Annotated in this window: 27 protein-coding genes and 1 tRNA gene; 12 read left to right on the top strand and 16 right to left on the bottom strand. The window is 36.8% G+C overall.

Translation table 11 applies throughout. The features are described 5' to 3' along the window. Positions 1 to 12: 12 nt before the first annotated feature. From AC3RVF_RS15735 to xrtF, 5 genes are all read right to left on the bottom strand, one after another. Positions 13 to 2,346, bottom strand: coding sequence for a multicopper oxidase domain-containing protein (locus AC3RVF_RS15735; protein WP_489693771.1), 2,334 nt, complete (start codon positions 2,344 to 2,346; stop codon positions 13 to 15). Between the two features lie 84 nt (positions 2,347 to 2,430). Next, entirely contained in the window at positions 2,431 to 2,850 is a 420-nt protein-coding gene (locus AC3RVF_RS15730; RefSeq protein ID WP_489692402.1) for an HYC_CC_PP family protein, read from the bottom strand. A 56-nt stretch (positions 2,851 to 2,906) separates the two neighbouring features. After that, on the bottom strand, positions 2,907 to 3,449 hold the full coding sequence (locus tag AC3RVF_RS15725; RefSeq protein WP_489692403.1) for a DUF3347 domain-containing protein: 543 nt from the start codon (positions 3,447 to 3,449) through the stop codon (positions 2,907 to 2,909). Between the two features lie 36 nt (positions 3,450 to 3,485). Beyond that, the gene (locus AC3RVF_RS15720; protein WP_489692404.1) at positions 3,486 to 3,920 is read right to left on the bottom strand and encodes an exosortase F system-associated membrane protein; all 435 of its coding nucleotides are present in this window, start codon (positions 3,918 to 3,920) and stop codon (positions 3,486 to 3,488) included. Continuing rightward, positions 3,917 to 4,462: an exosortase family protein XrtF gene (gene xrtF, locus AC3RVF_RS15715; RefSeq protein WP_489693770.1), complete on the bottom strand. Its 546-nt coding sequence runs from the start codon at positions 4,460 to 4,462 to the stop codon at positions 3,917 to 3,919. Before xrtF ends, AC3RVF_RS15720 begins: the two co-directional genes overlap by 4 nt. Before the next feature lie 156 nt (positions 4,463 to 4,618). On the opposite strand from xrtF, the gene AC3RVF_RS15710 reads away from it, so the two are divergent. Continuing rightward, positions 4,619 to 5,077, top strand: a complete 459-nt coding sequence (locus AC3RVF_RS15710; protein ID WP_489692406.1) for a GAF domain-containing protein — start codon at positions 4,619 to 4,621, stop codon at positions 5,075 to 5,077. 29 nt (positions 5,078 to 5,106) lie between these two features. On the opposite strand, the gene AC3RVF_RS15705 is transcribed toward AC3RVF_RS15710, so the two are convergent. Further along, the gene (locus AC3RVF_RS15705) at positions 5,107 to 6,366 is read right to left on the bottom strand and encodes an ABC transporter permease (protein WP_489692407.1); all 1,260 of its coding nucleotides are present in this window, start codon (positions 6,364 to 6,366) and stop codon (positions 5,107 to 5,109) included. Positions 6,367 to 6,557: 191 nt separating this feature from the next. Here AC3RVF_RS15705 and purH point away from each other — a divergent pair, with 191 nt between their 5' ends. The 6 genes from purH (at position 6,558) to rodA (ending at position 13,727) form a co-directional block, all read left to right on the top strand. Continuing rightward, on the top strand, positions 6,558 to 8,090 hold the full coding sequence (gene purH, locus AC3RVF_RS15700) for a bifunctional phosphoribosylaminoimidazolecarboxamide formyltransferase/IMP cyclohydrolase (RefSeq protein WP_489693769.1): 1,533 nt from the start codon (positions 6,558 to 6,560) through the stop codon (positions 8,088 to 8,090). A gap of 63 nt (positions 8,091 to 8,153) precedes the next feature. Beyond that, on the top strand, positions 8,154 to 9,182 hold the full coding sequence (locus AC3RVF_RS15695; RefSeq protein WP_111844475.1) for a rod shape-determining protein: 1,029 nt from the start codon (positions 8,154 to 8,156) through the stop codon (positions 9,180 to 9,182). Between the two features lie 103 nt (positions 9,183 to 9,285). Beyond that, positions 9,286 to 10,116 (top strand): rod shape-determining protein MreC, encoded by an 831-nt coding sequence (gene mreC / locus AC3RVF_RS15690; protein ID WP_489692409.1) that lies wholly within the window; start codon positions 9,286 to 9,288, stop codon positions 10,114 to 10,116. After that, complete coding sequence (locus AC3RVF_RS15685) at positions 10,103 to 10,612, top strand: rod shape-determining protein MreD (protein WP_489692410.1); 510 nt, start codon at positions 10,103 to 10,105, stop codon at positions 10,610 to 10,612. The genes mreC and AC3RVF_RS15685 overlap by 14 nt, the downstream gene beginning before the upstream one ends. Next, positions 10,609 to 12,471: a penicillin-binding protein 2 gene (mrdA, locus tag AC3RVF_RS15680; RefSeq protein ID WP_489692411.1), complete on the top strand. Its 1,863-nt coding sequence runs from the start codon at positions 10,609 to 10,611 to the stop codon at positions 12,469 to 12,471. Before AC3RVF_RS15685 ends, mrdA begins: the two co-directional genes overlap by 4 nt. Then, positions 12,471 to 13,727, top strand: a complete 1,257-nt coding sequence (gene rodA, locus AC3RVF_RS15675) for a rod shape-determining protein RodA (RefSeq protein WP_489692412.1) — start codon at positions 12,471 to 12,473, stop codon at positions 13,725 to 13,727. Before mrdA ends, rodA begins: the two co-directional genes overlap by 1 nt. Positions 13,728 to 13,798: 71 nt before the next feature. On the opposite strand, the gene AC3RVF_RS15670 is transcribed toward rodA, so the two are convergent. From AC3RVF_RS15670 to AC3RVF_RS15645, 6 genes are all read right to left on the bottom strand, one after another. Further along, the gene (locus AC3RVF_RS15670) at positions 13,799 to 14,614 is read right to left on the bottom strand and encodes a DNA/RNA non-specific endonuclease (protein WP_489692413.1); all 816 of its coding nucleotides are present in this window, start codon (positions 14,612 to 14,614) and stop codon (positions 13,799 to 13,801) included. Between the two features lie 12 nt (positions 14,615 to 14,626). Beyond that, a complete protein-coding gene (locus AC3RVF_RS15665) occupies positions 14,627 to 15,451 on the bottom strand; it encodes a hypothetical protein (RefSeq protein ID WP_489693768.1) in 825 nt (274 codons plus the stop codon). Between the two features lie 27 nt (positions 15,452 to 15,478). Next, the gene (locus AC3RVF_RS15660) at positions 15,479 to 15,778 is read right to left on the bottom strand and encodes a type II toxin-antitoxin system RelE/ParE family toxin (RefSeq protein ID WP_489693767.1); all 300 of its coding nucleotides are present in this window, start codon (positions 15,776 to 15,778) and stop codon (positions 15,479 to 15,481) included. Next, positions 15,775 to 16,020, bottom strand: coding sequence for a hypothetical protein (locus AC3RVF_RS15655; RefSeq protein ID WP_489693766.1), 246 nt, complete (start codon positions 16,018 to 16,020; stop codon positions 15,775 to 15,777). The genes AC3RVF_RS15660 and AC3RVF_RS15655 overlap by 4 nt, the downstream gene beginning before the upstream one ends. A 60-nt stretch (positions 16,021 to 16,080) precedes the next feature. Beyond that, a complete protein-coding gene (locus tag AC3RVF_RS15650) occupies positions 16,081 to 17,184 on the bottom strand; it encodes an ABC transporter permease (RefSeq protein WP_489692417.1) in 1,104 nt (367 codons plus the stop codon). Between the two features lie 62 nt (positions 17,185 to 17,246). Then, positions 17,247 to 19,457, bottom strand: coding sequence for a carboxy terminal-processing peptidase (locus AC3RVF_RS15645; protein ID WP_489692418.1), 2,211 nt, complete (start codon positions 19,455 to 19,457; stop codon positions 17,247 to 17,249). A gap of 185 nt (positions 19,458 to 19,642) precedes the next feature. Between AC3RVF_RS15645 and surE the strand changes: the two genes are divergently transcribed. The 3 genes from surE (at position 19,643) to coaD (ending at position 21,325) form a co-directional block, all read left to right on the top strand. Continuing rightward, positions 19,643 to 20,419: a 5'/3'-nucleotidase SurE gene (gene surE / locus AC3RVF_RS15640; RefSeq protein ID WP_489692419.1), complete on the top strand. Its 777-nt coding sequence runs from the start codon at positions 19,643 to 19,645 to the stop codon at positions 20,417 to 20,419. Between the two features lie 49 nt (positions 20,420 to 20,468). After that, positions 20,469 to 20,756 (top strand): hypothetical protein, encoded by a 288-nt coding sequence (locus AC3RVF_RS15635; protein WP_489692420.1) that lies wholly within the window; start codon positions 20,469 to 20,471, stop codon positions 20,754 to 20,756. Positions 20,757 to 20,872: 116 nt separating this feature from the next. After that, on the top strand, positions 20,873 to 21,325 hold the full coding sequence (gene coaD, locus AC3RVF_RS15630) for a pantetheine-phosphate adenylyltransferase (protein ID WP_489692421.1): 453 nt from the start codon (positions 20,873 to 20,875) through the stop codon (positions 21,323 to 21,325). Between the two features lie 77 nt (positions 21,326 to 21,402). On the opposite strand, the gene rpsT is transcribed toward coaD, so the two are convergent. From rpsT to proS, 3 genes are all read right to left on the bottom strand, one after another. Then, positions 21,403 to 21,654, bottom strand: coding sequence for a 30S ribosomal protein S20 (gene rpsT / locus AC3RVF_RS15625; RefSeq protein ID WP_489692422.1), 252 nt, complete (start codon positions 21,652 to 21,654; stop codon positions 21,403 to 21,405). A 26-nt stretch (positions 21,655 to 21,680) separates the two neighbouring features. Further along, positions 21,681 to 21,752: transfer RNA gene (locus tag AC3RVF_RS15620), tRNA-Glu, on the bottom strand. Between the two features lie 81 nt (positions 21,753 to 21,833). Further along, positions 21,834 to 23,309: a proline--tRNA ligase gene (gene proS, locus AC3RVF_RS15615; protein ID WP_489692423.1), complete on the bottom strand. Its 1,476-nt coding sequence runs from the start codon at positions 23,307 to 23,309 to the stop codon at positions 21,834 to 21,836. A gap of 72 nt (positions 23,310 to 23,381) precedes the next feature. Here proS and AC3RVF_RS15610 point away from each other — a divergent pair, with 72 nt between their 5' ends. Then, on the top strand, positions 23,382 to 24,452 hold the full coding sequence (locus AC3RVF_RS15610) for a hypothetical protein (protein WP_489692424.1): 1,071 nt from the start codon (positions 23,382 to 23,384) through the stop codon (positions 24,450 to 24,452). Positions 24,453 to 24,568: 116 nt separating this feature from the next. Next, positions 24,569 to 26,089: an OmpP1/FadL family transporter gene (locus AC3RVF_RS15605; RefSeq protein WP_489692425.1), complete on the top strand. Its 1,521-nt coding sequence runs from the start codon at positions 24,569 to 24,571 to the stop codon at positions 26,087 to 26,089. Positions 26,090 to 26,353: 264 nt separating this feature from the next. Here the strand turns inward: AC3RVF_RS15605 and AC3RVF_RS15600 are convergent. Continuing rightward, positions 26,354 to 26,466 (bottom strand): T9SS type B sorting domain-containing protein (locus tag AC3RVF_RS15600; protein ID WP_489691595.1); only part of this gene is annotated, 113 nt, incomplete at its 5' end.

Below are 26,466 nucleotides of genomic sequence, written 5' to 3'. Positions count from 1 at the left end.
TTTTATTTTTATTTAAAAGCGAATCGATAATCCTCCACCCGCACCAAAGCGGTTGTCATAGCTAGCCATCAAAGAAAAATTCTTCGATAGAAAATATTCAAGACCTGCATTCCAGGTTAATTCGTCACCGTAATCAATACCCATTGGAAAATCATCAACAAGTCCAAAATCTGCTTGATATTCAATCATTCCAAAGGCAGCTGTTCGGGGAAAGATCATTATTTCTCGTTGTAGCCCAATTTGAGGACGAAGTTTATTGTCTATGCGCACATCCAAATTAAACAAATAGGGCGTTAAATAGCGTATACCAAGAATGGCAGTGGTTTCAATTTCGTCTAGGCTATCTTCGTTTTCGTTTTCCACATTTACCCCTCCAAAAACACGCAAATAATCGTGCAGATAGCGTTCATAAGTAACCTCAGCTTCAATATTCTCGTTCCAGCCATATTCTGCCATTACATTGAATTGATTTCTCAAATTTGAGGCGGTCAGGTTCAATTCAGCCATATGCGAAGCCACATCTGCGGTACCCCAAGTATAAAAATGGTTAGCCTCGTTTATAATTTTGGAAACAGGAAACTCTTGCAAACGTTCATCCCGTGGAGTTTCGTAACTAAAAACGCGCGCCATTCCTCCCATCATGTGGTAAAGCACGTGACAATGGAAAAACCAATCGCCATAAGTATCACCGTAAAATTCAATTGTAATTTGCTCCATTGGAGGTACGTTTACAGTGTGTTTTAGGGGAGAATATTCGCCATTTTCATTAATAACTCTAAAAAAGTGTCCGTGCAAGTGCATTGGATGATGCATCATTGTGAGATTATTCAAAGTAATTCGCGTTACCTCATTGCCTTTAATTTTAATATTATCCGTTTCAGAAAGCGGCACACCATTCATACTCCAAATATAGCGGCTCATATTTCCGGTAAGATTCAAGAGAATTTCTGTAACGGGAACGTCTGCAGAATAATTAGTCTTTTCAGGAGATTTCAGATAATCATAATTGTAATCTGAATTCATATCCATCCCCTCCATTTTCATTGGCTCTTCATCCATTTTCATTTTGGAATGGTCTTCTTTTTCTGATTCTTTCGGCATTTCCATCTTAGAATGATCCATTTTAGAATGATCAACTTTTGTTGAATCTTTCGGCATTTTCATCTTAGAATAATCCATTTTAGAATGGTCCATATCCATATCTTTCATGTCATCCATTACCATTCGGTATTCTTCTTTCATTTCAAAACGCTCATCTTTTTTGGGTTGAAATTTAATTGCGTGGGCGCCCATTTTCATCTTCATTTTAGCCATTTCCTGCATCATTGCAATCTTATCTGGCTTTGCTACTATCGGGGCTGAAACAATTTCACCTTTTCCAAAATACGCGAAAGCTGTACCAGAACCATCTTGTGCCATTGCCCTAAACTCAAGCTTTCCATTTGCTGGAATTGTTACAATAAAGTCGTAGGTTTCAGCTATTGCGATAAAGGTTTTGTTTCTTTTTACAGGCACAACATCAAGCCCATCGGCAGCAACCAACAAGGGGGTTTCTCCACCAAAAGTCATCCAGAATTGTGAAGAAGCAGATCCATCTATAATTCGTAATCTAACTTTTTCGCCCGGCTCAAATTCAGGATATTCTGCTATCTGTTTTCCATTAATCAAAAAAGCGGGATAGTAAATATCGGCAATGTCTGCGCCTTCCATCCGTTGTCGCCAAAAATCGATTTGAGCACCCAATGCACCGCGTCCAATTACTTGATTTAAAGGGGTAGATGTGCCTTTTTTCATTCCATACCATTCATTGCCACGTTTTAAATTACGCATTACATTGTGTGGATTTTCATTGGTCCAGTCGGAAAGCATAAGCACCAATTCTTTATTATAATCCAAGGTCTTTTCTTTGGGCTGAATAACAATAGAACCAAACACGCCGCTCTGCTCTTGAAGCATTGTATGCGAATGATACCAATAAGTACCAGATTGTTCTATAGGAAATTTATAGGTAAATGTTGTGCCCGGAAGTATGGGAGGTGTAGTTAAATAGGGTACTCCATCTTGGAAATTTGGCAGAATTATTCCGTGCCAATGGACTGAAGTTTCCACGTCCATTTTATTTATAACGTGAATTACGGCTTGTTCGCCTTCTGTAAATTCAAGGGTGGGCCCAGGAATACTGCCGTTAACCGTCATTCCCACAACTTCTTTTCCTGTGAAGTTTACAGTTTCTTTTTCAATGGTCAATGTGTATTCTCTGATAGGCCCTTCCTCCTTTTCCTGCGAATAGGAAAATTGAAGAAAAACCAGATTCAAGAATAAGGCTAATATAATTTTATGTTTCATCTTTTTAGATTTGATTTATATGAAAACTTGCTCCATAGAAGAATGGAGTTTTAATCATTAGTTACCTGCAATCGCAGGTATTAATCAAATCAAGAAGGTCTCGTACAGAATATTTAAGTTCTGTTCGAGCGGTGGCGGACTGTAATCCGCGAAGAAGGTTTTTTCAATGGAAGCTATTTCAACTTCCTGTAATATAAATACAGAGACAAAAGTTGCGACAAAGGATTTACTGAATTTTAAATCAAAAGAAGCTTTTGCAAAATTGTCGTCGGTGTGTATTTTGGTTACGTGATTTTTGCAACAATCGTGAGCATCGGCTAACGCAGTTTGGGACCCACAATCTGAATTTGGGCCGTCTGATTCCATGCCACAAGAAAGATGTTTTTCGCCCAAAGTAATTTCAGCCATCATTTCCATCCCACTGCAGAAATGCTGGGCATACGCAATCCCCGAACTGCTGGCTAGCATCAGTATAGAAAGGAATATGGAAATGGATTTTTTCATTATAATACAAAAGTACAAAAAAAAGCCCTCCTTAAAATCGGAAGGCTTTGTTAAAATTATTTTAGTTCAGCATCTACTCTACCACATTTCAGCATTTTATCGCCAAAATAAGGATTTAAAATATCTCTACTGCTGCTTATCCAATATGCGCCTTTGTTATTAAAAGCCATTGGGCAGTATTGCTTGTAAAGTGTTCCAGATTTCAGTGAACCTTTCAACATAGTTTCAACACCACTGCTTAAAGCCTCAAAGTTTTGACGCTGCACTTTTATATCTTCAGAACTTGCCATTGCGGAAACTGCTGTTTGGGTAGCTTCTTCGGCATTCATTTCTTTTAGCAGTATTTCAAGTTTTGTAGATTCCGAAGCTGTTTTAGCAGCATCCGTATTTACTAAAGCCGCTTCCACGTTCAAGTATTGTTCAAAAATAGCTTCAACCTTTGGGTCGTTGAATTCTGCTTCTGTTTCTGCTATTTCGTAAGCTTCAATTTCAGTGTTATCTACAGTTACTACTTCGGGCTCGCTTTGTTTTGCGTTGTCCTTGCAGGAAACTATTGTTAATGAAATAACAGCAAAGAGTATAAGTGATATATTTTTCATTTTTCTTAAAATTTAGATTACAAAGGTATTAAAATATCAAAGTGATTTGTACTTCTGAAAATAAAAAGCAGGTAATAAAATAAGTAAAAACAACGGCTGAATTAAGAACCGCCGAACATAGAATAATACGAAGTGCCCGCTGGTATCTTCCGATGTGAAAATGATAAAACTGAAAACTAAAAAAAGCAGCGCAAAGAGCAGACCGTAAAGAATAAGGGATAGTTTTATAATTTCCATATCCTTAAAAATTAACCAAATAATTAATAATGAAATAATTGTATTCATCAAAAAACGTAGTGCGAGTCCAGTTTGAAGTGCAAAAATGTCCATTTCTGGTAATGGCAAACTTTTGTAGTCCGTTTCAAAGAAATGCAAAAGTGGATCGTAAAATAACACGTCTTCATATCCACGAATAAACACCAGCAAACCAGCGAGTCCTATAACGCCCAATATTTTTAAAATCTTGCTCATGTTGTGGTATTTGGTTTCAACATCCGCACCCAAACCATCCATAAAATAAAAACCATTCCATAGATAATCCCTGGAAAAACAACGGAATGCAGCATATTTTCGAACTGTGGGAATTTGTACAACGCAACAATTAAAATAACAATACGCAGCAAGTTAACGATGTAAATTAGAACAGCTCCCGCAAAAAGAAATAGAAAGGTTTTTTTAAAATTCTCTGCAAAGGCGATAATAAAGGATATAAACAAAATGATAACACTTACAGAATTACAACCTTCCACAATGCTTACTGTGTAATCATTATTTATGGTCAATAACATTCCTTGCTGCAGAATACTTGGTGATAAATTAGAAACATAACCAAAAGCTGCCAGCACCGACTTACACTGTTGGGCAACGAGATTTGTAATATAATCTGGGAAAAAAGCGCCGTCGGCAGATGCTTTTAAATAGAAGGAATACAAAATACTGAACAGCAAATATGCGCCCATAAAAAGTAGGATGAAACGAACTACAACCCAGTATTTTTTAAAAAGTTCTTTCAAAAACTTGATTCTTTTTTATAATGCTTCAAACATGCTCAGCAAATATTTAAAGTACAAATATGAAACTGTCATATTTAACAAAAATACAGTATTTGTATTTGGCGTTTGTAACCGTTTTGAAATACTTTTGCCAACTTAATTTAGATTTATAAACCTATGTCTTTTTCAAATTTAAAACCACAACTTAACACGATTTTATCCAACAATAGCGAAAGTGCCGAACAACGCTTAACAGCTGTCTGCGAGCTTTTGCAAAGTTCCATTGCCTATTACGATTGGGTTGGGTTCTACTTTGCAAATGAAGCTGAAAAAACACTTCACTTAAAAGCGTTTGCAGGCGAACCAACAGACCACATAGTAATTCCTTTCGGAAAAGGGATTTGCGGTCAAGTAGCGGTAAGCAACAAAAATTTTGTTGTGGCAGATGTGGCTGCGCAAGACAACTACATTGCGTGTAGTATTACAGTGAAATCTGAAATTGTAATTCCGCTTTTTAAAGACGGAAAAAACATTGGGCAAATAGATATTGACTCGCACGTTGCAGATCCATTTTCTGAAGAAGATGAGCGCTTTTTGGAATGGGTAAACGAAGAAGTTGCGAAAATTCTGAATTAAGAATTCTGAATTCAGAATTCTTAATTATTTTACATTCCCGTTCTAATTGCCTCCACCGGATCTAATTTTGAAGCTGAAATGGCTGGTATAATTCCAGCGATTAAACCAATTGCTGCAGAAATTGCGGTCCCAATAAACATATTCCACGGAGAAAGTACAAACTCGAAATCGCCCGTGAATTGGGAGGCTATAATTGAAACGATAAACACTAAAAACAAGCCGATTAAACCGCCAATTATTGCAAGAATTACAGCTTCAAACAAGAATTGAAAAAGAATAAATTTATTCTTCGCACCCAACGATTTTTGAATCCCAATTAAATTGGTTCGTTCTTTTACGCTCACAAACATAATGTTTGCAATTCCGAAACCGCCCACAAGCAGTGAAAAGCCGCTTATTACGAGTCCGATAATATTCATTGTACCTGTTATTTTATCAATAACATCTGCAAAACCTTGTAATTGATTCACAAAAAAGGTGTCAATATCGTCTGGTTTCATTCCACGTGAAATACGCATTTTTTGTTTTAAGGTCGCAATAAATTCGGCCTCGTCTATTCCTTTTTCGGGTTTTATAATGATAAAGGGAAATGTATTTTTGTTTGAATCGCCAAAAACTCTTCGTGCTAAATTAACTGGAAGATAAACTGAAGTATCTTTACTATTTCCGCCAAAAATATTGCTTCCCTCCTTTTTCAGCACTCCAATTACAGTAAATTTTCTGCCGTATAATCGCAACTTTTTACCAATTGCTACTTGCGGTGAGCCATAAAGCGTATTCGCAATTTCATCGCCCAAAACAATTACTGGCGAACCACTGATAGATTCAGATTCATTAAAAAACCTGCCTTCAGCTATTTTAAGCGCTTCAATTTCGTAATATTCGTCGGTAACTGCGCCAATTGCAACATTTTCAACAGATTTGTCATCACTCTTAATATTTTCGCTACCAACGTTTAATGTGTAAGACGCCGCCAATAAGTTAGGCACCGATTTTTTTAGATATTGGTATTCATCGTAAGTTACGTCGGGAAACTGCTCACGTTTCCAAGAAGGAATATCGGTTGGGCCAAAAGAATATTTCCCCAAAAATATTGTGCTATTATCTAAACCGCTAATACTTCCCTGAATTTCGCGTTTTAAAGAATCTACTGCTGCAAGTACCGCTATAATAGAAAAGATTCCAATAGTAACTCCAACTAACGACAAAAATGTTCGAAGCTTATTATTTTTAAGCGCGTTGAGCGCAAAATTGAAACTTTCCTTTAATACGCGGAGGTATATTAGCATCTATGATTTTAGATTTACGATTGTAGAATTACGATTTTTGATTATGTACTCCTCAAAATACCCTTCTGCTTCAATTTCAATTACACTTTCAAAAGAGGATTGATAAATTTATTAAAAGTAAGACGTTTTCTCTTGGCTTATGTTACAAATTTACTACGCAATTATGTACTTTTGCACCTTAATTTTCAAGAATGAACAATTCCAAAAAAATCTCATCCGCTTTAATTTCCGTTTTTAGCAAAGAAGGCCTTGCTCCAATCGTTAAAAAACTACACGAACAAAATGTAAAAATATACTCCACAGGAGGCACTGAAAAATTCATAAACGATCTTGGAATCGACGTGATTGCAGTGGAAGATGTAACAGATTATCCTTCAATTTTAGGTGGTCGCGTAAAAACACTTCACCCAAAAGTTTTTGGCGGTATTTTAAATCGTCAAGATCACGAAGGCGATGTTGCCGAAATGGCACAATACAACATTCCGCAGTTAGACGCTGTGATTGTAGATTTGTATCCTTTTGAAAAAACAGTTGCTTCGGGTGCTTCGGAAGATGATATTATTGAAAAAATTGACATCGGCGGAATTTCATTGATTCGCGCTGCGGCAAAGAATTTTAAAGACACCATTTGCGTTTCTTCGGTTGATGATTATGCGGAATTTTTAGAATTGATTTCAGCAAATAACGGTGAAGTTTCTTTGAAAGATCGCAAGCGATTTGCAGCAAAATCATTCAACGTATCTTCAAATTACGACACGGCGATTTTTAATTATTTCAACAAGGAAGAAAAATTGCCAGCTTTCAAAATAAGTGAAACCAACGGACAGGAACTTCGCTACGGCGAAAACCCACACCAAAAAGGATTTTTCTTTGGAAATTTTGACGAAATGTTTACCAAACTTCACGGTAAAGAATTGAGCTACAACAACCTTTTAGATGTTGACGCAGCCGTAAATTTGATGAACGAATTTAAAGGGGAAGCACCAACTTTCGCAATATTAAAACACAACAACGCCTGCGGAATTGCACAACGCGACACCGTGCAACAAGCATATTTAGCTGCATTAGCTGGTGATTCTGTTTCAGCATTTGGCGGAATTTTAATTAGCAATGTAGAGATTGACGAAGCTACCGCAAACGAAATTCACGATCTTTTCTGCGAAGTGGTTATTGCCCCTTCTTTCTCATCGAAAGCAGAAGAAATTTTAAAAGGAAAGAAAAACCGAATTTTATTAATTCAAAAAGAATCTGAATTACCTTCAAATACTGTAAGAACTTGTTTGAATGGCGTTTTGGTTCAACAAAAAGATAGCATTACCGATACTGTTTCAATTTTAAGCAATGCAACAAACAATAAACCCAATTCGCAAGAGTTAGAAGATTTGTTATTTGCGTCTAAAATTTGCAAACACACAAAATCAAACACAATTGTTTTGGCAAAAGGAAAACAACTTTGTGCCAGCGGTACCGGCCAAACCAGCCGCGTTGACGCATTGCGACAAGCAATAGATAAAGCTAAAGCCTTTAATTTTAATCTTGAAGGTGCCGTAATGGCAAGTGATGCTTTTTTCCCGTTTCCAGATTGTGTGGAAATTGCAGATAATGCTGGAATAACCGCTGTAATTCAGCCTGGAGGTTCTATAAAAGATCAATTGAGCATCGATTATTGCAATGCAAATAAAATGGCAATGGTATTTACTGGAACCCGCCATTTTAAGCATTAAATTTTATTACATTTGTTAAAACCAAACATATCACGTTAACCTTCAACTTCAACGATATAAAATATGGGATTTTTTGATTTCCTGACTGAAGAAATAGCTATTGACTTGGGTACCGCAAATACCCTTATAATCCACAATGATAAAGTTGTTGTGGACGCTCCGTCTATTGTTGCGCGAGATCGCACTACCGGTAAAATAATTGCCGTGGGGCGAGAAGCTGCAATGATGCAAGGTAAAACCCACGAAAACATTAAAACAATTAGACCGTTGAAAGATGGAGTAATTGCAGATTTTGACGCGAGTGAAAAAATGATAAACATGTTTATCAGCGATATTCCCGCGTTAAAAAAGAGATGGCTTAAACCTTCGTTAAGAATGGTTATTTGTATTCCGAGCGGAATTACCGAAGTTGAAATGCGCGCGGTAAAAGAAAGTGCAGAACGCGTTAATGGTAAGGAAGTTTACCTTATCCACGAACCAATGGCAGCCGCTATCGGGATTGGTGTTGATATTATGCAACCAAAAGGAAATATGGTTGTGGACATAGGAGGTGGAACTACTGAAATAGCAGTAATTGCACTTGGTGGCATTGTTTGCGATAAATCGATAAAAATTGCCGGTGACGTTTTTACAAACGACATTGTATATTATATGCGTACCCAACATAACCTTTATGTGGGCGAGCGCACTGCTGAAAAAATTAAAATTCAAATTGGTGCAGCTACCGAAGATCTTGAACTTCCTCCAGATGAAATGGACGTACAAGGGCGTGATTTGCTTACCGGTAAACCAAAGCAAGTACAAACTTCGTACAGAGAAATAGCAAAAGCACTCGATAAATCTATTCTTCGAATTGAAGATGCCGTGATGGAAACACTTTCACAAACACCGCCAGAACTTGCCGCAGATATTTACAACACCGGAATTTATCTTGCCGGTGGTGGTTCAATGCTTCGCGGATTAGATAAAAGGCTTTCGCAAAAAACCGATCTTCCAGTGTATATTGCTGAAGATCCGTTACGCGCAGTTGTTCGCGGTACAGGTATTTGTCTAAAAAACTTAAACAAATATAAAAGTGTGTTGATTAAATAATTTTTCGATAGAAGTAATTTTATTGAAAAATTATAATAAGAATAATTGTCCATTTATGGCGTTGCTCCCATCAGAAAACAGAATATTTTAACCCCACAAAGCAATGCAGCAGATTATATTTTTCTTCATTCGGAATAAAAATTTCCTGTTGTTTGCTGTGCTCTTTATTATTTCTGTAGCACTAACAATTCAGACTCATAACTACCACAACAATAAATTTGTTAGCTCTGCTAATTTTATTTCTGGCGGCGTTTATACCTTCAGAAATAATATTACCGATTATTTTAATCTTGCAGAAGAAAACGAACAATTGCTGTACGAAAATTTAAAACTTCGGAAAAAGATTGACCAATATAAAGACGTCGTTGTATTCGAAAAGCTTGACAGTACGGTTCTTCCCAGTAAATATAAATATTTTACTTCGCGAGTAATCAACAATAATTATACTAAAAGTAAAAACCAACTCACTTTAGATAAAGGCCGTAGGGATAGTATAAAAATTGATTTGGGGGTTATTTCTTCCAAAGGAATTGTGGGTATTGTGAGCGATGTTTCCGAAAATTACGCAACCGTGCAATCTATTTTGAATACTAAAAGTAGAATTAATGCCAAGCATAAAAACTCGGGGCATTTCGGTTCGCTAAAATGGAACACCGAAGACCCCAACGTTGTTCAGTTAATTGATATTCCAAGACTTGCACCTCTTAAAAAAGGTGATACGATTATTACCGGCGGGCGTTCTACTATTTTTCCCGAAGGAATATTAATTGGCACTGTAAAAGATTTTCGCTTAGATAATGACGATAATTATTATTACGTAAACGTTGACCTCTTTAACGATATGACGAGTCTTGAAAACGTGTACCTAATAGAAAATACCGAAGCCAAAGAAATTATAGAATTAGAAAAAGGAGTGGAAGATGTCGAACAGTGATATACTAATAAATATTGTTCGTTTTATAGCGCTGGTGTTTCTGCAGGTGCTTTTGCTTAACAATGTTAATCTTGGCGGATATATTAATCCGTATTTATATATACTATTTATAGTGCTTTTCCCGCTAGACGGAAATAAGGGGCTACTAATTTTTTTAAGTTTCCTATTAGGACTTTCAATCGATATTTTTGAAGATTCAGGCGGAGTACACGCTGCGGCTTGTGCATTTATAGCATATATTAGGCCTGTTGTGCTAAAATATTCTTTTGGCGTAAGTTATGAATACAATAGCATAAAAATTAGAAAAGCAGATCCAATGGAACGGCTTACTTACATTGCTTCCTTGGTTTTTATGCATCATTTAATAATGTTTTCGCTGGAAATTTTTAGTTTCAAACACACTGTATTACTATTGAAATCTACCTTGTTCTCTGGGCTATTTACAATTATTGTGATTGTTGGTACAATGATCCTTTTTAATAGAAAAACCACATGAGAAAAATCGTACTTATCGTATTGGTTTTGTTAACCGGTGTGCTTTTTACCGCTCGGCTTTTCTATTTGCAGGTTTATGATGCATCATCAGATTCATTAACGCAAAACAGCGCTATTAAAGTAATGTACGATTATCCACAGCGCGGGTACATGTTCGATCGTAATATGAAACTTTTAGTTTCAAACCAACCATCCTATGATGTTATGGTTGTTCCCAAAGATGTAAAATCTTTGGATACTTTAGAGTTCTGTGGGTTGATGAAAATATCTAAGGAGGAGTTTAAAGAAATATTGCGCAAAGCGCGAGTGTATTCACCACGACTTCCTTCGGTGGTGCTTCCCCAATTGAACAAAGCAGATTACGCTTCCCTTTCGGAAAAAATGTATAAATATGAAGGTTTCTACATTCAGCGGCGCTCGCTTCGCGAATATCAAGTAGACCATTCTGCAAACGTAATGGGCTACATTGCGGAAGTTAATAACGCCATCATCGATAAAAACCCGTATTACCAAATGGGTGAACTTATTGGTACAGCGGGTGTAGAAAAAGAATACGAAGAAGTTTTACGCGGAGTGAAAGGGGTAAAATATATTCAGAAAGACCGTTTTAATAGAGATATTGGTCCTTACAAAGAAGGAATTTTCGATACATTACCAGAACGAGGCCTCGATGTGCAACTCACAATTGATGCAACACTTCAGAAATATGGTGAAGAATTAATGATCCATAAACGCGGTGGAATTGTAGCTATAGAGCCCGATTCGGGTGAAATACTTGCACTGATTACCGCACCAAGTTATGATCCTTCGCTATTGGTAGGCCGAGACCGTTCTAAAAACTTTACAAAATTGTGGTATGACACTATAGGAAAACCACTCTACGACCGCGTTTTAATGGGCGAATATCCTCCAGGATCGCCATTTAAAACTTTAACTGCATTAGTTGGGCTTCAGGAAAATGCAATAAGCATGGACGATGTTATTGGTTGTTCTGGGGGGTATCATTTTGGCAGAAGAGTTCTTAGGTGTCATCATAGCGGACCAGTTTCATTGGTTTCCGGTATTGCCAAATCCTGCAACACCTATTTCTGTACTGTTTACAAAAGAATGATGGATACATATCCAACGCCACAAGACGGTATAGACGCTTGGCGAAAAGACCTTATGAGTTTTGGTCTGGGCGATTTTTTAGGCTACGATCTACCTAGCGGAAAAAGAGGAAACATACCAACATCTGCTTATTATAATAAAATTCATAAATTTCCTGAACATAAGTGGTCTTCGCTCGCAACCATATCTAACGCTATTGGGCAAGGCGAAGTTTTGCTCACACCTATGCAAATGGCTAATTTTACTGCAGCTATCGCCAATCGGGGTTATTATTATACACCCCATATTATGAAAAATATTATTGGGCCAGATACAATTCCGCAGAAATTCAAAGTAAAAAATAATACTACTGTCGATCCTAAACATTTTGAGCCAGTTGTTGAAGGTATGTTTCAGGTTTATGAACGCGGTACTGCTGCTTCAATAAAAGTTCCGGGAATAGAAGTTTGTGGAAAGACTGGAACTGCAGAAAATTTTACGAAAATAGATGGCAAGCGTGTACAGCTAACAGATCACTCCATTTTTGTAGCATTTGCTCCTAAAGATAATCCTAAAATAGCCATCGCTGTATTTGTTGAAAATGGTTATTGGGGCTCACGTTGGGCAGGAAGAATTGCCGGACTTATGATTGAAAAATATCTAAAAGGCGAAATAACCAGAACAGATATGGAGAAATTTGTACTCCAAGGAAGCTTGGAAGCAGAATATGCCAAACAATACAGTGGTCAACCCTTTTCAATAAATCACTAATGGCAGCTACCAAAAGTTACGTGCGTTTTGATTGGTTAATCATTTTTATATATATCGCTTTGGTATCGATGGGCTGGATTAATATCTATTCCGCTTCACTAAGTGATGCAGCCAAAGGCTATTTTGATTTTAACCAAATCTATGGCAAACAGATGATTTGGATAGGTTTGAGTATAATACTTATCATTTTCGTTTTGGCTATTGAATCTAAATTTTACGAAAAATACGCAAGTGTTATTTACATTGCTTCGCTACTTTCGTTGGCAGGCCTATTCCTCTTTGGAAAAACGATCGCCGGAAGTACCGCTTGGTATGACTTTGGAGGTTTTAGTTTTCAACCCAGTGAATTTGCAAAAGCCGCCACGGCACTCGCCCTTGCTAAATACGTAAGCGATATTCAGACGAATATGCAGGATTTAAAAAATCAGATAGGCGCTCTTATTATTCTCACATTACCCGTTTTATTAATTATAATGCAACCAGATCCTGGTAGTGTTTTAATATATGCTGCATTTGTTTTTCCGCTGTATCGCGAAGGTTTGCACGGGGTTTATCTGCTTTTAGCGCTATTTGCAATTGTACTTTTTGTGAGTACGCTTGCATTCGGCACGATCTGGGTAGCCGCAGGAATTGTTCTAATTGCAGGAGTTATATTTTTTAGAAATAGAAAAAAAAGGCCGAATATCCTTAAATATTTATTGGTTATAATTAGCTCCATTGCATTTGCATTTTCCGTGAGTTATATCTTCAACAATGTTTTTAAGCAGCACCACCGCGACCGTTTCAATATTATATTAGGGAAAGAGGTTGATGCCCGCGGAATTGGTTACAACACCAATCAAAGTGAAATTGCAATCAGTAATGGCAGTTGGCTGGGGAAAGGTTGGACGCAAGGCACGCAAACAAAAGGTAATTTTGTACCCGAACAACACACAGACTACATTTTTAGTACAGTAGGTGAAGAATGGGGATTTTTGGGAAGTATGGTTGTTGTTCTGCTATTTATTGCGCTGATAACAAGAATTATCTATCGAGCCGAAAAACAGAAAAATCAATTCGGAAGAGTTTATGGATATAGTGTTGCGGCAATTCTATTTTTTCACTTTTTCGTGAATATTGGGATGGTAACTGGTATATTCCCTACAGTTGGAATCCCACTGCCTTTCTTTAGTTATGGCGGTTCCGCACTTTGGGGATTTACTATTTTACTCTTTATTTTTGTAAAATTAGACGGGGCGAATTATCACTACGCGTAAAGCCCCCTAACCTATGAAGGAGGAATAGTCTCAACTGCAAACAGAAATTGAAACTCACTGAATACTGACCACTATTTCCTTCCCCAAGCTTTTAAATCGACGGTTTTCTCCAATCTATCCTCAATGGAATCTGGTAACTCTGGGAAGAAATCGATGCCTGTTTTAGCCTCTATTTCGTCAATGGAGACGGCGTATTCATAAAATGATTTATTGGAAGGTTTATTCGGAATTAAAAACGCAGCAGCTTTATATTCACCGTTGGAAACATCCACAACAATTTTGTAGAAATCGTTCGGAACCGAAACATTATCATCGCCGATGGTTTTCATATTTCCCTTTAAAACACCTGCAGTTACAACATAAACTCCGTCGTATTTTACTGCCCAAAATCTCACTTTTTGCTCTAAGCGGTTCCAAATTCCAGAGTTAAATTCACGATCATGCGGACTTATATTACTCGTTAAAAAAGTTTCGTTGTATGCTTCAAATGACGCTTTTCTATCGCCAGCAGGACAAAGATGTCCGCGGTCGTAACCAGAATTTTTATAATTGCGCCAATCTGCAGACTTCGTTTTCACCTTTTTGTCTTCAATAAAATAAGGGCGTTCAAAATCGTTTTTAGCAAGATCACTTTTAGCCAATTCATAAGCAACCCACTCCGCTTGTTCATCTTTTTCAGAATAGGAAAGTGTGAAGTAGTTGTGTTTTACAATTGCCCCTGTGGTTGAAGCAGGTAGGAAAGCGTCGCTAAATTCTTCAGAATTGGAAGTGGTTGTATTTGAAATTTTCGAAGCTGAATTATTATCAATATTTAGAAAATCGTCTGCATAATACAATGCTACGGTAACAATGATAATAACTAAGGGGTAAATGTATTTTCGGTTCATTCTTCAAAAATACTATTTATTCGAGTTTTTATATGAATCTTCATAAACTGTAACGATTTCTTGAATTCTAGGATCGTCTGACACAAAACTTCTATTATTGAAATGTGAAATAAAAGAAAATGTTTGGAAATCCAACGCATAAATGTCAAGATAAGTTTTTAACCATTTAAAAGTCCAATCTGCCTTGTTAGAATGCAAAAGTAAAACCATCAATATTTCTTTAAAATATTGCTCTTTTGGAAAGTTTTGTTCTGTAAATATTTCATCGAATAATTTTTGATTCTCTTCGTCTATTCTAGTTTGAACATCCCAATCGGCTTCCCGCTGCGGCACCCTAAACCATTGATCTCTTACTCTAATGTAGCTCAACCAATATAATAATCTTGCATTTTCTTCACTAACTTTTTTTCTTTCGGGAATTTGGAAGTTGCATTTTTTAAACAATTCTATTACGTAATCCAATTCATAATCGAGAATTGGAGACAATGTTGTGCTCCTATCTGGCCGCTCTAATAGCAGGTACTTATGTATTGGTTTCAGCAAATTTTCACAGACACCTGAAGAATCGATTTTGAAAGCTTCGCGAAGATTTTCTTTTACGTGAACGGAATCCTTTGCCATCGCTTTTAAATTTGCCATAAAAGACAAAAACTGGGCTTTGTTTATAACATCATCGACATCAATAGAATTATACTTTTCTAAAGTATCTGAAACGATATAATTGATTGCTTGAGAATCATCCAAAGATATTTGCCAAGGCACATCGATTGTAATTGGTTCTTTTTTACAAGAGAAGAGAAATAAACAACTTGTAAATATTAAATATGAAGTTTTCATTTGAAGTTATATATAATTGAAGAAATACTAAAAATATTTCTCAAGCTCTTTAGGGTCTCTAGAGTTGTTCCAAAAAATTTGAAGGTCTATTCGTTTCTTATTCTCAAAAACTTCATAGAAAACTGTAGTTTGTTTGGAAAACACGAACATTCTAACCTCTCCCTTTTTAGAAATCTTTCCCATATAAGGATTTGAAGAAAGTGCTTTACTAAATACATCCACCAAATTGATAAATTTTTCAGCCTCTTTAGTGTTCCACTTTTGCAGAATAAAATCAATTTCTTCCTCGAAAGTTATATCAGCCAATGGTGTCCAAAAAACGGTCATCGGTAATTCTCAATTTTTTTTCCAGCTTTATCCATCACAGTTTCGTGAGAAATCACCAAATCTTGACGGCTTTGCTCTTTACTTTTTTCAATTACTTTCTTAACTTGTTCGGGCAAATCGTCCCAAAAATCAGTTGTTTCAATTTCGTGATTAAAAAAATATTCCGCTCTTTCTATTTCTTCAACAGTTGAAATTTCCATACATTTTTCAATCAACTTGTATTTTCTTTCTGTAATGTCCATCTGTGCAAATAGTTAAATATCTATCAAATATACAAATTGTTCGCCGTAATTATTCTACTTCTATTTCCGCACATCCATCGCATCGCGGAGTGCATTTCCTATCAACATAAAAGCTGTTACAAGGCTCATAATAGCCAAACCAGGAATTAGAGCAAGATATGGTTTCCCCAAAATAATGTATGCGTAGTGATCTTTAATGATGCCTCCCCAACTTGGCATTGGTGGCTGTGCTCCGATTCCTAAAAATGAAAGTCCGCTTTCAATAAGAATGGCTCCCGCAAAATTGGCGGCTGAAATAATAATTACCGGTGCCATACTATTCGGCAAAATATGTTTTACAATTATTCTGAAATCGTTAAATCCCAATGCACGGGCAGCGGTTACGTATTGCATCTGTTTTACGCCCATAACTTGCCCGCGAACGACGCGCGCAACTTCCACCCACATTGTAAGCCCAACGGCGATGAAAACCTGCCAGAAACCTTTACCAAGCGCCAAAGTAATAGCGATAACCAAAAGCAAGGTGGGAATGGACCAAGTAACATTGATGAGCCACATTATTGCGGCATCTACTTTTCCGCCAAAATAACCTGCAATGGCTCCCAAAGTAACACCAATTACTAGTGAAATAAACACCGCTACAAACCCAATAGCCAATGAAATCCTGATGCCAATAAGCATTCTACTCAGCAAATCGCGACCGTATTTATCGGTGCCGAGAAGGAATTTTTTCTCTGAAATATATTTATTGGGAATTTCCTTTACTGAAGTCGCATTTGGGAAAAGTGAAAGCGCATATTCCTTTTCAAGCCCATCGGCACCATCTGGAGTATACTCTATAATTTCGATGGAATTTTCCTTTAAAGTGTATTTAGCAACTGGAATTTCGGTATTAGCATTTTTCTTTCCAAAGAAGAAAACTGAGAATGGGTTTTGTGCTTCTAACGCAACAGGAATAGTAAGCATTTGTACTGAAAATCCTGGATTCTTAGAATGAATTGAAAGATGCATCTGATTCGCATTTTGCGAATTATCTGGCGCCAAGGCATAGGCAAAAATGGCAATCAATACACAGAGCGTTAAAAAACCCAAACTAAAAACGCCCCAAAAATTCCTTTGGAACTTTCGGAGCGCTATTCTGGTTAATGAAGTGGTTTTTTTCACACTTCAAATTTAGTAAAAATTAGCGTGTTTTATTCAGAAACAGGCTTGAGGTTTAACCAATATTATTTTTTAATATCTGCTACTTTTCCAGCCTTAATATTATTGAGTTTTAAATCTTCAAGCACATGTACTGCTTCTTCAACATACATATCTTTACTTAAGCTTTTGTGCCATCTTTTACGTTTTTCAGATAAGGTGGTGTCTTGCTTCATTAGTGCTGTTTCGTATGGCAGTGAACTAAAACTAAGTTCGTTATCGTACTCATCAATTGCGTCAAAACGTTTGGTTTCTTTAATTCGCTGTTCAATATCGGCACTATACGCTGTATAATTTAAATTCACTGTTTTTTCATCTCTGCGCTCTTTAATCCACTTGGCATTATCATCTATTAATTGCAAATGAGCATTTTGCGCCATACGGGCTTTACTCTTTTCAATAGTTTCATTATAATCTATATAGCCATCCCAAATATCATATTTAGCTGCATCAATTTTATCATAAGGCAATGGATTGTCATAATCTCTTTCTCCTATATCAATATAGCTATAGCGATCTGGCATTACAACATCACTCTTTACTCCTTCCAATTGTGTGGAGCCACCATTTACACGGTAGAATTTCTGCGACGTAATTTTAAGGGCACCCATATCGCCCAAATCATTCTTGCGAAGCCATTGGTTAAGATCTATTACGTTTTGAACAGTACCTTTTCCATAAGTTTGTGTGCTACCAATAATAATAGCACGTTTGTAATCTTGCATAGCGGCAGCCAAAATCTCAGAGGCCGAAGCAGAGAGTTCATTCACTAAAATTACTAGCGGACCGTCCCAAACAATTTCGCTGTCCTTATCTTCCAAAACTTCTTTTTTTCCGTTGGAAGCAACTTGCACTACAGGGCCTTTTTTAATAAATAGTCCCGCAATATCTACAGCAGTTCTTAGCGACCCACCGCCATTGTCACGAAGATCTAAAACCAGACCTTCCATTCCTTCTTCTTTTAAACGAATAATTTCTTTTTTAACATCAGTAGCAGCGTTGCGCTCTTTGTAGTTCTCCATGTCAAAGTAAAACTGAGGCAGATTAACAAGGCCGAATTTTCGGTCGTCTTTGTCTATTAATGAAGATTTAGCATAGGTTTCTTCTAGCTCAACAACATCTCGAGTTAACACTTTATCTGAAATAGTTCCATCAACATTTTTAATGGTAAGTGTAACTTTCGTGCCTTTTGGGCCTTTTATCAATTTTACAGCATCGTCTATTCGCATCCCAACAATACTTACGGCATCCTCCTCATCTTCCTGCTTCACTTTTAAAATTGCATCGCCAACTTCAATTTTTTCACTTCGCCAAGCTGGACCACCACTTATAACTTCTATAACTGTTATGTAATCGTTCTTTTTTTGAAGTCTAGCGCCAATGCCTTCTAATTTTCCAGACATTCTAAGGTCGAATCTATCCTTATCTGGCGGAGCAAAGTAATTTGTGTGTGGGTCAAACTCTTCAACAATGGTGTTTAGATAGATGGCGAAATAATCTGTGCGCTCTAAATCTTTTGTAAAATCGAAATATTCATCAAGCGAACCTTTAGCTGTTTCGCGTGCTTTCTTTTCTAAATCTACCAAAGACTTAGCTACAAATGGTTCTGCTTTATTAGATTTTGAATTTTTTGAAGCCTCTGCAAAATCTGCATCATCTTCTACTTCGTCACTTTTTTCGGAAGCAGTAATTCCTTTTTCTCGCTTTTTCTGGTCTTCAACCAAATCATAATAGCCAGAAAGTGTAGTAAATTTTAACTGCTGTTTCCAGCGTGCTTTCAATTCTTTTTTTGAAGTAGCATAAGCAAGATGATCGTAATCTACATTTATACTTTCTGTTTCAGTAAAATCAAAAGGAACATCTAAAACTTCAGGATATATTTTTTGTACATCTGCCATTCGTTCTTCAAAACGGCCATAAACCAAATCAAAAAACGACAAATCTTTGTTTTTTATCTGATCGTCAATTTCAAATTTATACTTACTAAATTCTTCTATATCGGTAGCTAAGAAATATCTTTTTAAAGGGTCGAGGCCTTTTATAAAATCGTCATAAACCCCAACAGAAAATTCATCATTAATATCTTTTGGATCGTAATGTCCCTTCTGAATTACGTAAGTTATAAGGTCCAAAAGCAGCTTGTCTTTATCGGGATCGTCGAACTTCTTTGTAGTAAAACTACAGGAAGCCACAGAAACGAAAACCGCCAAAAACAAAACTTTAAAATTCTTTTTCATTATCCGCATAGTTGTGGTATTATTTATAGATGTCTAAATTATATAAAAAACCGTGCCATTAAGGGATTCCAGTACTAATTTTTTGTTAAACAGTTTATTTGCTTTTTAGAATCCAGTATTCTCCTTTCGATCGTTGTATTAGCAGCATTAATACTTGTATTTTTGTTCCTTTAAAATTGTAAAACATGTCCAAAAAAAGACCCCTAATTTTAGTTACAAATGATGATGGTATTAATGCTCCTGGCATTCGTACTTTAATTGAAGTTATGAACACCTTGGGTGATGTAATGGTTGTTGCACCAGATTCGCCCCAAAGCGGAATGGGCCATGCCATAACTATTAACGACACTTTGTATTGCAATAGTATAAAAGTGATAAATGGCGATCCACAAAAAGAATACAGCTGCAGTGGAACGCCCGTTGATTGCGTAAAAATAGCGGTAAACGAAATTTTAAAACGCAAACCAGACCTTTGCGTAAGCGGAATAAACCACGGAAGCAATTCTTCTATAAATGTAATTTACAGCGGCACAATGAGCGCAGCTGTAGAAGCAGGAACTCAAGGTATTCCATCCATCGGATTCTCACTTTTAGATTATTCTATGGAAGCAGATTTTGAACCTTCAAAGAAATTTGTAAAGGATATAGCCATGCAAACCCTTAAAAATGGTTTGCCGAACGGAGTAGTTTTAAATGTGAATATTCCTAAACTAAAAGCTTCAGAAATAAAAGGCATTAAGGTTTGTCGGCAAGCAAATGCGCATTGGGAAGAAAAATTCGACAAGCGTACCAATCCAGTAGGGCGCGATTACTATTGGCTTACGGGGGAATTTGTAAACGACGATAAAGGCGAAGACACAGATGAATGGGCGCTACACAACGGCTATGTTTCAGTAGTACCCGTACAATTTGATCTTACAGCGCACCACGCTATTAAAGAGATTAATACTTGGGAATTATAAGCCTTGTATTCACAAAGTGATATAAAAAATTAAAAAGCACCAAAATAATATGAAACCACACGTAAAGGAGATTTTAATTGGATTCGTAATTGGTTTGCTAGCCAACATGGCGGGCACCTATTTATATATATTCTTTATTTCAGATTATAGTTTAGAAGTTACATTACAAGAAGCTTTAGCAAATGACCTGTTGGGAAGTTTAATCGCTTTAGGAGCTATTTTAAATCTAATTGTGTTCTTTATCTATTTAAAAAAGAACCAATTTTTAAGAGCGCGTGGTGTAGTTTTAGCAACTGTTCTGGCAGCAATCGTTATATTGATTGCGAAATTTTTCTGAAAAGAAAAGAGTTTTGCCAATAACTCATTAACTTAGTCAGGCTTAAGATTCAAAGTTTGATATTTCACGCTAGTATTTTTATCTGAAACAAACCATCAATTCTAAAAATAGAAAAAATGAAACGCGCAGTTTTTCCCGGTACTTTTGACCCAATTACACTTGGACACGTAGATATTATTAATCGTGCGCTACCGCTCTTTGATGAGCTTATAATAGCCATCGGGGTGAATGCCGAGAAAAAGACAATGTTTACATTGGAAGAGCGAATAGAATTTATTGAAAAAACATTCAAAGGGGAAGCCAAAATTAAGGTGAAAAGCTATAAAGGCTTAACCGCTCATTACTGTATTTCGGAAGAGGCGCAATTTATAGTTCGCGGTTTGCGAAACTCAACAGATTTAAACTACGAACAGCCCATCGCACAGACCAATTATAAAATGGCGAAAGTTGAAAGCATTTTCTTAATATGCTCGCCTGAGGTTTCAAATATCTCGTCAACCATCGTTCGCGATGTTATGCGCAATGACGGTCCCTATTTAGAACTTGTGCCATCTGCTGTGAAGAAATAATAATAATTAAAAAACATTCAAACAAAAAAGCCCTTTCAGTTTCCTGAAAGGGCTTTTAAAATTGTAACTAAAAAGAATTATAGCGCAGCTACGTGCTTAGCCATATTCGATTTTAAATTGGAAGCCTTATTCGAGTGAATAATGTTTTTCTTAGCCAATTTGTCAATCATTGAAGCAACACTTGGAAACATAGCTTCTGCCTCTTTCTTATCAGAAAGCTCTTGAAATTTCTTCATGGCGCTACGAGCAGATTTATGCTGGTAACGGTTACGCAAGCGCTTTGCCTCGTTGCTTCTAATTCTCTTTAATGCTGACTTGTGATTTGCCATTTTTGTTTTATTAAATTCTAATTTTGTAGTCCGTAGGGGAATCGAACCCCTGTTACCAGGATGAAAACCTGGCGTCCTAACCCCTAGACGAACGGACCATTGTTTATTTTTAAATGCGGATGCAAAAATACAACATTTTTTGAATGAAGCAAATCTAAAATAACTTTTTTCAAAAAAAATTAATATGCCTTTGCAAAAACTACTCTTCGCTCAGACGGCTTCCCAGTAATAATGCACGCTCCGGGCTCATTGCTACCTTCTATAGGAATACATCTAATTGTTGCTTTTGTTTCGTTTTTAATTCGCTCCTCAGTTTCTATCGTTCCGTCCCAATGAGCCAAAATAAAGCCTCCTTTACCATTCAAAACCGACTTAAATTCTTCATATGTAGCAACTTCCGTTGTATGTTCGGTTCTATATGATGCCGCTTTTTCATAAAGCGAGTCTTGAATCTCTTCCATCAACGAAAGAACCTTTTCTACTACATTTTCGTTAGTAATAAACTCTTTTTCGAGTGTATCTCGTCGCGCTAGCTCAACTGTCCCCTTTTCTACATCTTTCGGCCCAATAGCTATACGCACAGGGACTCCTTTCAACTCGTACTCGTTAAATTTCCATCCTGGCTTGTGCGTATCGCGTTTATCATATTTTACTCGAATTCCATTAGCGCGCAGCTTTTTCATCAAATCTACGGCCACTTCGTCTACTGCTTCAAACTCTTCTTCTTTTCGATAAATTGGCACGATTACTACTTGATCTGGCGCCAAATTAGGAGGCAAAACCAAACCTCTATCGTCACTATGCGTCATAATTAATGCGCCCACCAATCTTGTGGAAACTCCCCAAGATGTCGCCCAAACATAGTCTAATGTACCGTCTTTAGCAGCAAATTTTACGTCAAACGCCTTTGCGAAATTCTGACCTAAAAAGTGCGAAGTTCCAGCCTGCAACGCCTTTCCATCTTGCATTAAAGCTTCAATACAATAAGTTTCCAAAGCACCCGCAAAACGTTCGCTCTCTGTTTTTGTTCCTCTTATAACTGGTATCGCTAAATACTTTTCAGAAAATTCAGCGTAAATATTCATCATTTGTTCCGCCTCTTCTATTGCTTCATTCTTTGTAGCGTGAGCTGTGTGCCCTTCTTGCCAAAGAAATTCAGCTGTACGTAAAAACAGACGTGTACGCATTTCCCATCGTACCACGTTTGCCCATTGGTTAATTAAAAGCGGTAAATCGCGGTAGGATTGTATCCATTTTCTGTAGGTATCCCAAATTATAGTTTCAGAAGTTGGTCGAACGATTAGTTCTTCTTCTAACTTCGCATCTGGATCTACAATAATTCCACTTCCGTCTTCAGCATTTTTTAATCTATAATGTGTTACTACAGCGCATTCCTTAGCAAAACCATCAACGTGACTTGCTTCTTTACTGAAGTACGATTTTGGTATAAACAACGGAAAATAGGCGTTTTGGTGCCCAGTTTCTTTAAACATTCTATCCAATTCTGCTTGCATGCGTTCCCATATAGCATAGCCGTATGGTTTTATAACCATACACCCACGAACACCGGAGTTTTCAGCAAGGTCCGCCTTGATTACTAGCTCGTTATACCATTTGGAATAGTCTTCTGCTCTCGTTGTTAAATTCTTTGCCATAACCTGGTTTTTGGCACAAATGTTGTGTCTATGTTAAATGATTAGTTATTGTCCGCAAAACTACTTATTTTTATGAAGTTCAACAATAAAATTACCATAGATATGTCCACTGAAAATATAAATATTAAACGTTTCATCCCTTTAGCATTCATAGGCGTTTTCGTCCTTTTGCTATCGTCTTGTGGAACGCATAACAATGGTTACAATCAAAATGATGGTATTTATTCTTCTTCTAATAATTCAAGTTCAGAAGAAGATTACGGAAATTCCAACAATCCTGCTGATAAAGCAAATTATTATCAGCAATATTTCCGAAGTAAAACTGACGAATTCTCCGAGCTACCTGAAGAAGGTGCCATTTTTACAGATATCGATGCCTATTCAACTACCGAAAGATTGGATGAAGAAGGAAATATTGTAATTGAAGACAATTATGAATATGAAGAAGACGGTTATGGCGCTTGGGGTAGCAATTCCGAGTCAGTAACAGTTAACATCTACAATTACGGCGGTTATGGTTACGGATTTTACCACAGACCTTATTGGTACGGCGGTTACTGGGGCAATCCATATTATAATTACTACACGCCTTATTGGGGAATGACATACGGTTGGGGTTCATATTACGGTTATGGATATGGATACGGCTATGGTTATGGATATCATCACGGTTATTATAACAACTACTATAATAACTCGTATTACAATAATGTTTCATACAATCGAGGCAGAAGAAATACAGACTATAACAGAACTAGTGCAAGAGGACGCTCTAATGACGTTTCAAAGAGAAATTCATATAGCCGTTCTGAATTAACCCGACGCGTAGATCGCAATGGTGTTCGTGCAAATAGCACCACCCGCGACACGCGTAGCAATGTTCGCAACACGCGTACTAACTCTAATAACACCACAAGAAACACGCGCTCTAATTCAACAATTCGTAATAACAGCAGCTCTCAGCCTACAAGAAATAGTAATTACTCTACACCTACAAGAAGCAATAGTTCCAGCACTATTCGTAGTTCAGGAAACAGTACGCGCTCTAGCGGTAGTAGTGTTCGTTCTAGCGGCGGAAGCAGCAGCGGAAGAAGCAGTAGTAGTGGTAGCAGCAGCAGCAGCGGACGTGGAGGACGCGGTTAAAATCTATTTTCCGAAAATTTTTTAGACGAAGAAATAATTTAATATGCCCAATAAACCATTTCAAAATAATACGAAATGTTTGCGTTGGGCATTATTTATTTAAAACAACAAATTAGATGAAAAGATTACCATTATTACTAATTGCCGTTTTTTCTATAGCCATTTCAGAAGCTCAAAATACTACTGACGGTTTGAGATATAGTATGGGTGAAAATATTGGCACGGCTCGTTTCACCGCTCTTAGCGGGGCAATGGGTGCTTTGGGAGGTGATTTCTCTGCTACCAGTATAAATCCAGCTGGGGGTGCTGTTTTCATAAGTTCTGGACTTACATTCTCTACTTCCTTGTTTGATGTTGAAAATAAAGCAGATTATTTCAACAATAATGAAAGTAGTTTTTCACAAAATGTAGCTTTAAATCAATTAGGCGGTGTTTTTGTAATGGACAATTTTGATGAAGAATCAATATATAAAAAGTTTACGATTGGCTTTAACTATGATATCACCAAAAACTTTGACAACGAACTTTTTATAGCGGGAACTGGGAATACATCTATAGGTGAATTTTTTCTCGCGCAAGCACAGGGTATTCCTTTAAATCTACTTCAAGTGCGACAAAATGAATCTATTTCTTCTTTATACCGATACTTGGGAGAAAATGAAGGAACTGCCGCCCAGAATGCTTTTTTGGGTTATCAGGGATTTCTCTTTGATGCTGTTGACCCGGGAAATCCTTCCAATACAAGTTATACCTCCAATATTGCCAATGGTAGTTTCAACCAACAATACGCTTATCTTTCCGAAGGTTACAATAGTAAATTCACCATTAATCTCGCCGCACAAATAACCGACGATTTGTTTTTTGGCGTAAATGTAAATACACATACACTATATTTTAATCAAAGTTCATTTCTCTTAGAAAGCAACAACAATAGTGGTTCAACAGTGAATAGAGTAGGTTTTGAAAATAATCTTTCAGTAAATGGTGCGGGAGTTTCTGCACAGTTTGGAGCTATCGCAAAAGTAGCAGATAACCTACGTTTAGGCTTGAGTTTTGACACACCTACTTGGTATCAAATTTCAGAAGAAACGACGCAATACCTCGAAACCCAACGCATTTTTGAAGGACGTACAATTACCGAAATTGTAAATCCAAATGTAATTAATGTATACGAAGATTATACTTTGAAAACACCCGCCAAGGTTATGGCAAGTGCGGCATACATTTTTGGACAAAAAGGTTTAATAAGTTTCGATTATTCCTTTAAAGATTACGGCTCAATTGAATACAGCCCCACTAAAGATCCCTTTTTCAGGAATTTGAATAGAAATATTGAAAACACATTAAAAGGCGTTTCTGAATACAGAGCTGGTGGTGAATATCGTCTAAATGAGCTAAGCCTACGTGGTGGTTTTCATTATCAAGAAAGCCCTTATAAAAACACTGAAGTTCTGGGCGAGCTTATCGGTTTCTCTGTTGGTGCAGGTTATAATTTTGGTAGTTTCACCGGCGATCTTGCCTATTCACGCTCTGAGCAAAAAAGAAACCAGCAATTATATTCAATCGGATTGACAGATACTGCTGAAATAAATTCAATTTACAGCAATTTCGTTTTATCGTTAGGTTTTAATTTTTAAGTCTTTTCCTTATAAATTAAGTTGAAATATTTGCTAGTATATTTTACATTTTAGGAATGAATAAATCTTTTGAATCTCGAATATAGACTTCTTTCTTTTGAAATTTGAAACTTGTCACATCATATCTTAAGCATTGAAATATCAATCTGAACTCTGCATACATCTTCATTTGAAAACTTAATGATGTAACTAAATAACTTACGATCATAAATACAAAAACCCCGCTATATAGCGGGGTTTTTGTATTTAATTATATATTTCTATTTATCGTTTTAGGGTAAAATGTCCTTTGAATTCTTTAGGCACGTCGTCTTCGGTGTATTCCACTCTGAACCAGTAATCGCTTGATGGCAGTGGGCTTCCCCCGAAGGTTCCAT

The sequence above is a fragment of the Aequorivita sp. IT1183 genome (genome assembly GCF_058068265.1).
The sequence above is the reverse complement of the archived record's forward strand: the minus strand, read 5'-3'. Positions and strand labels throughout refer to the sequence as shown.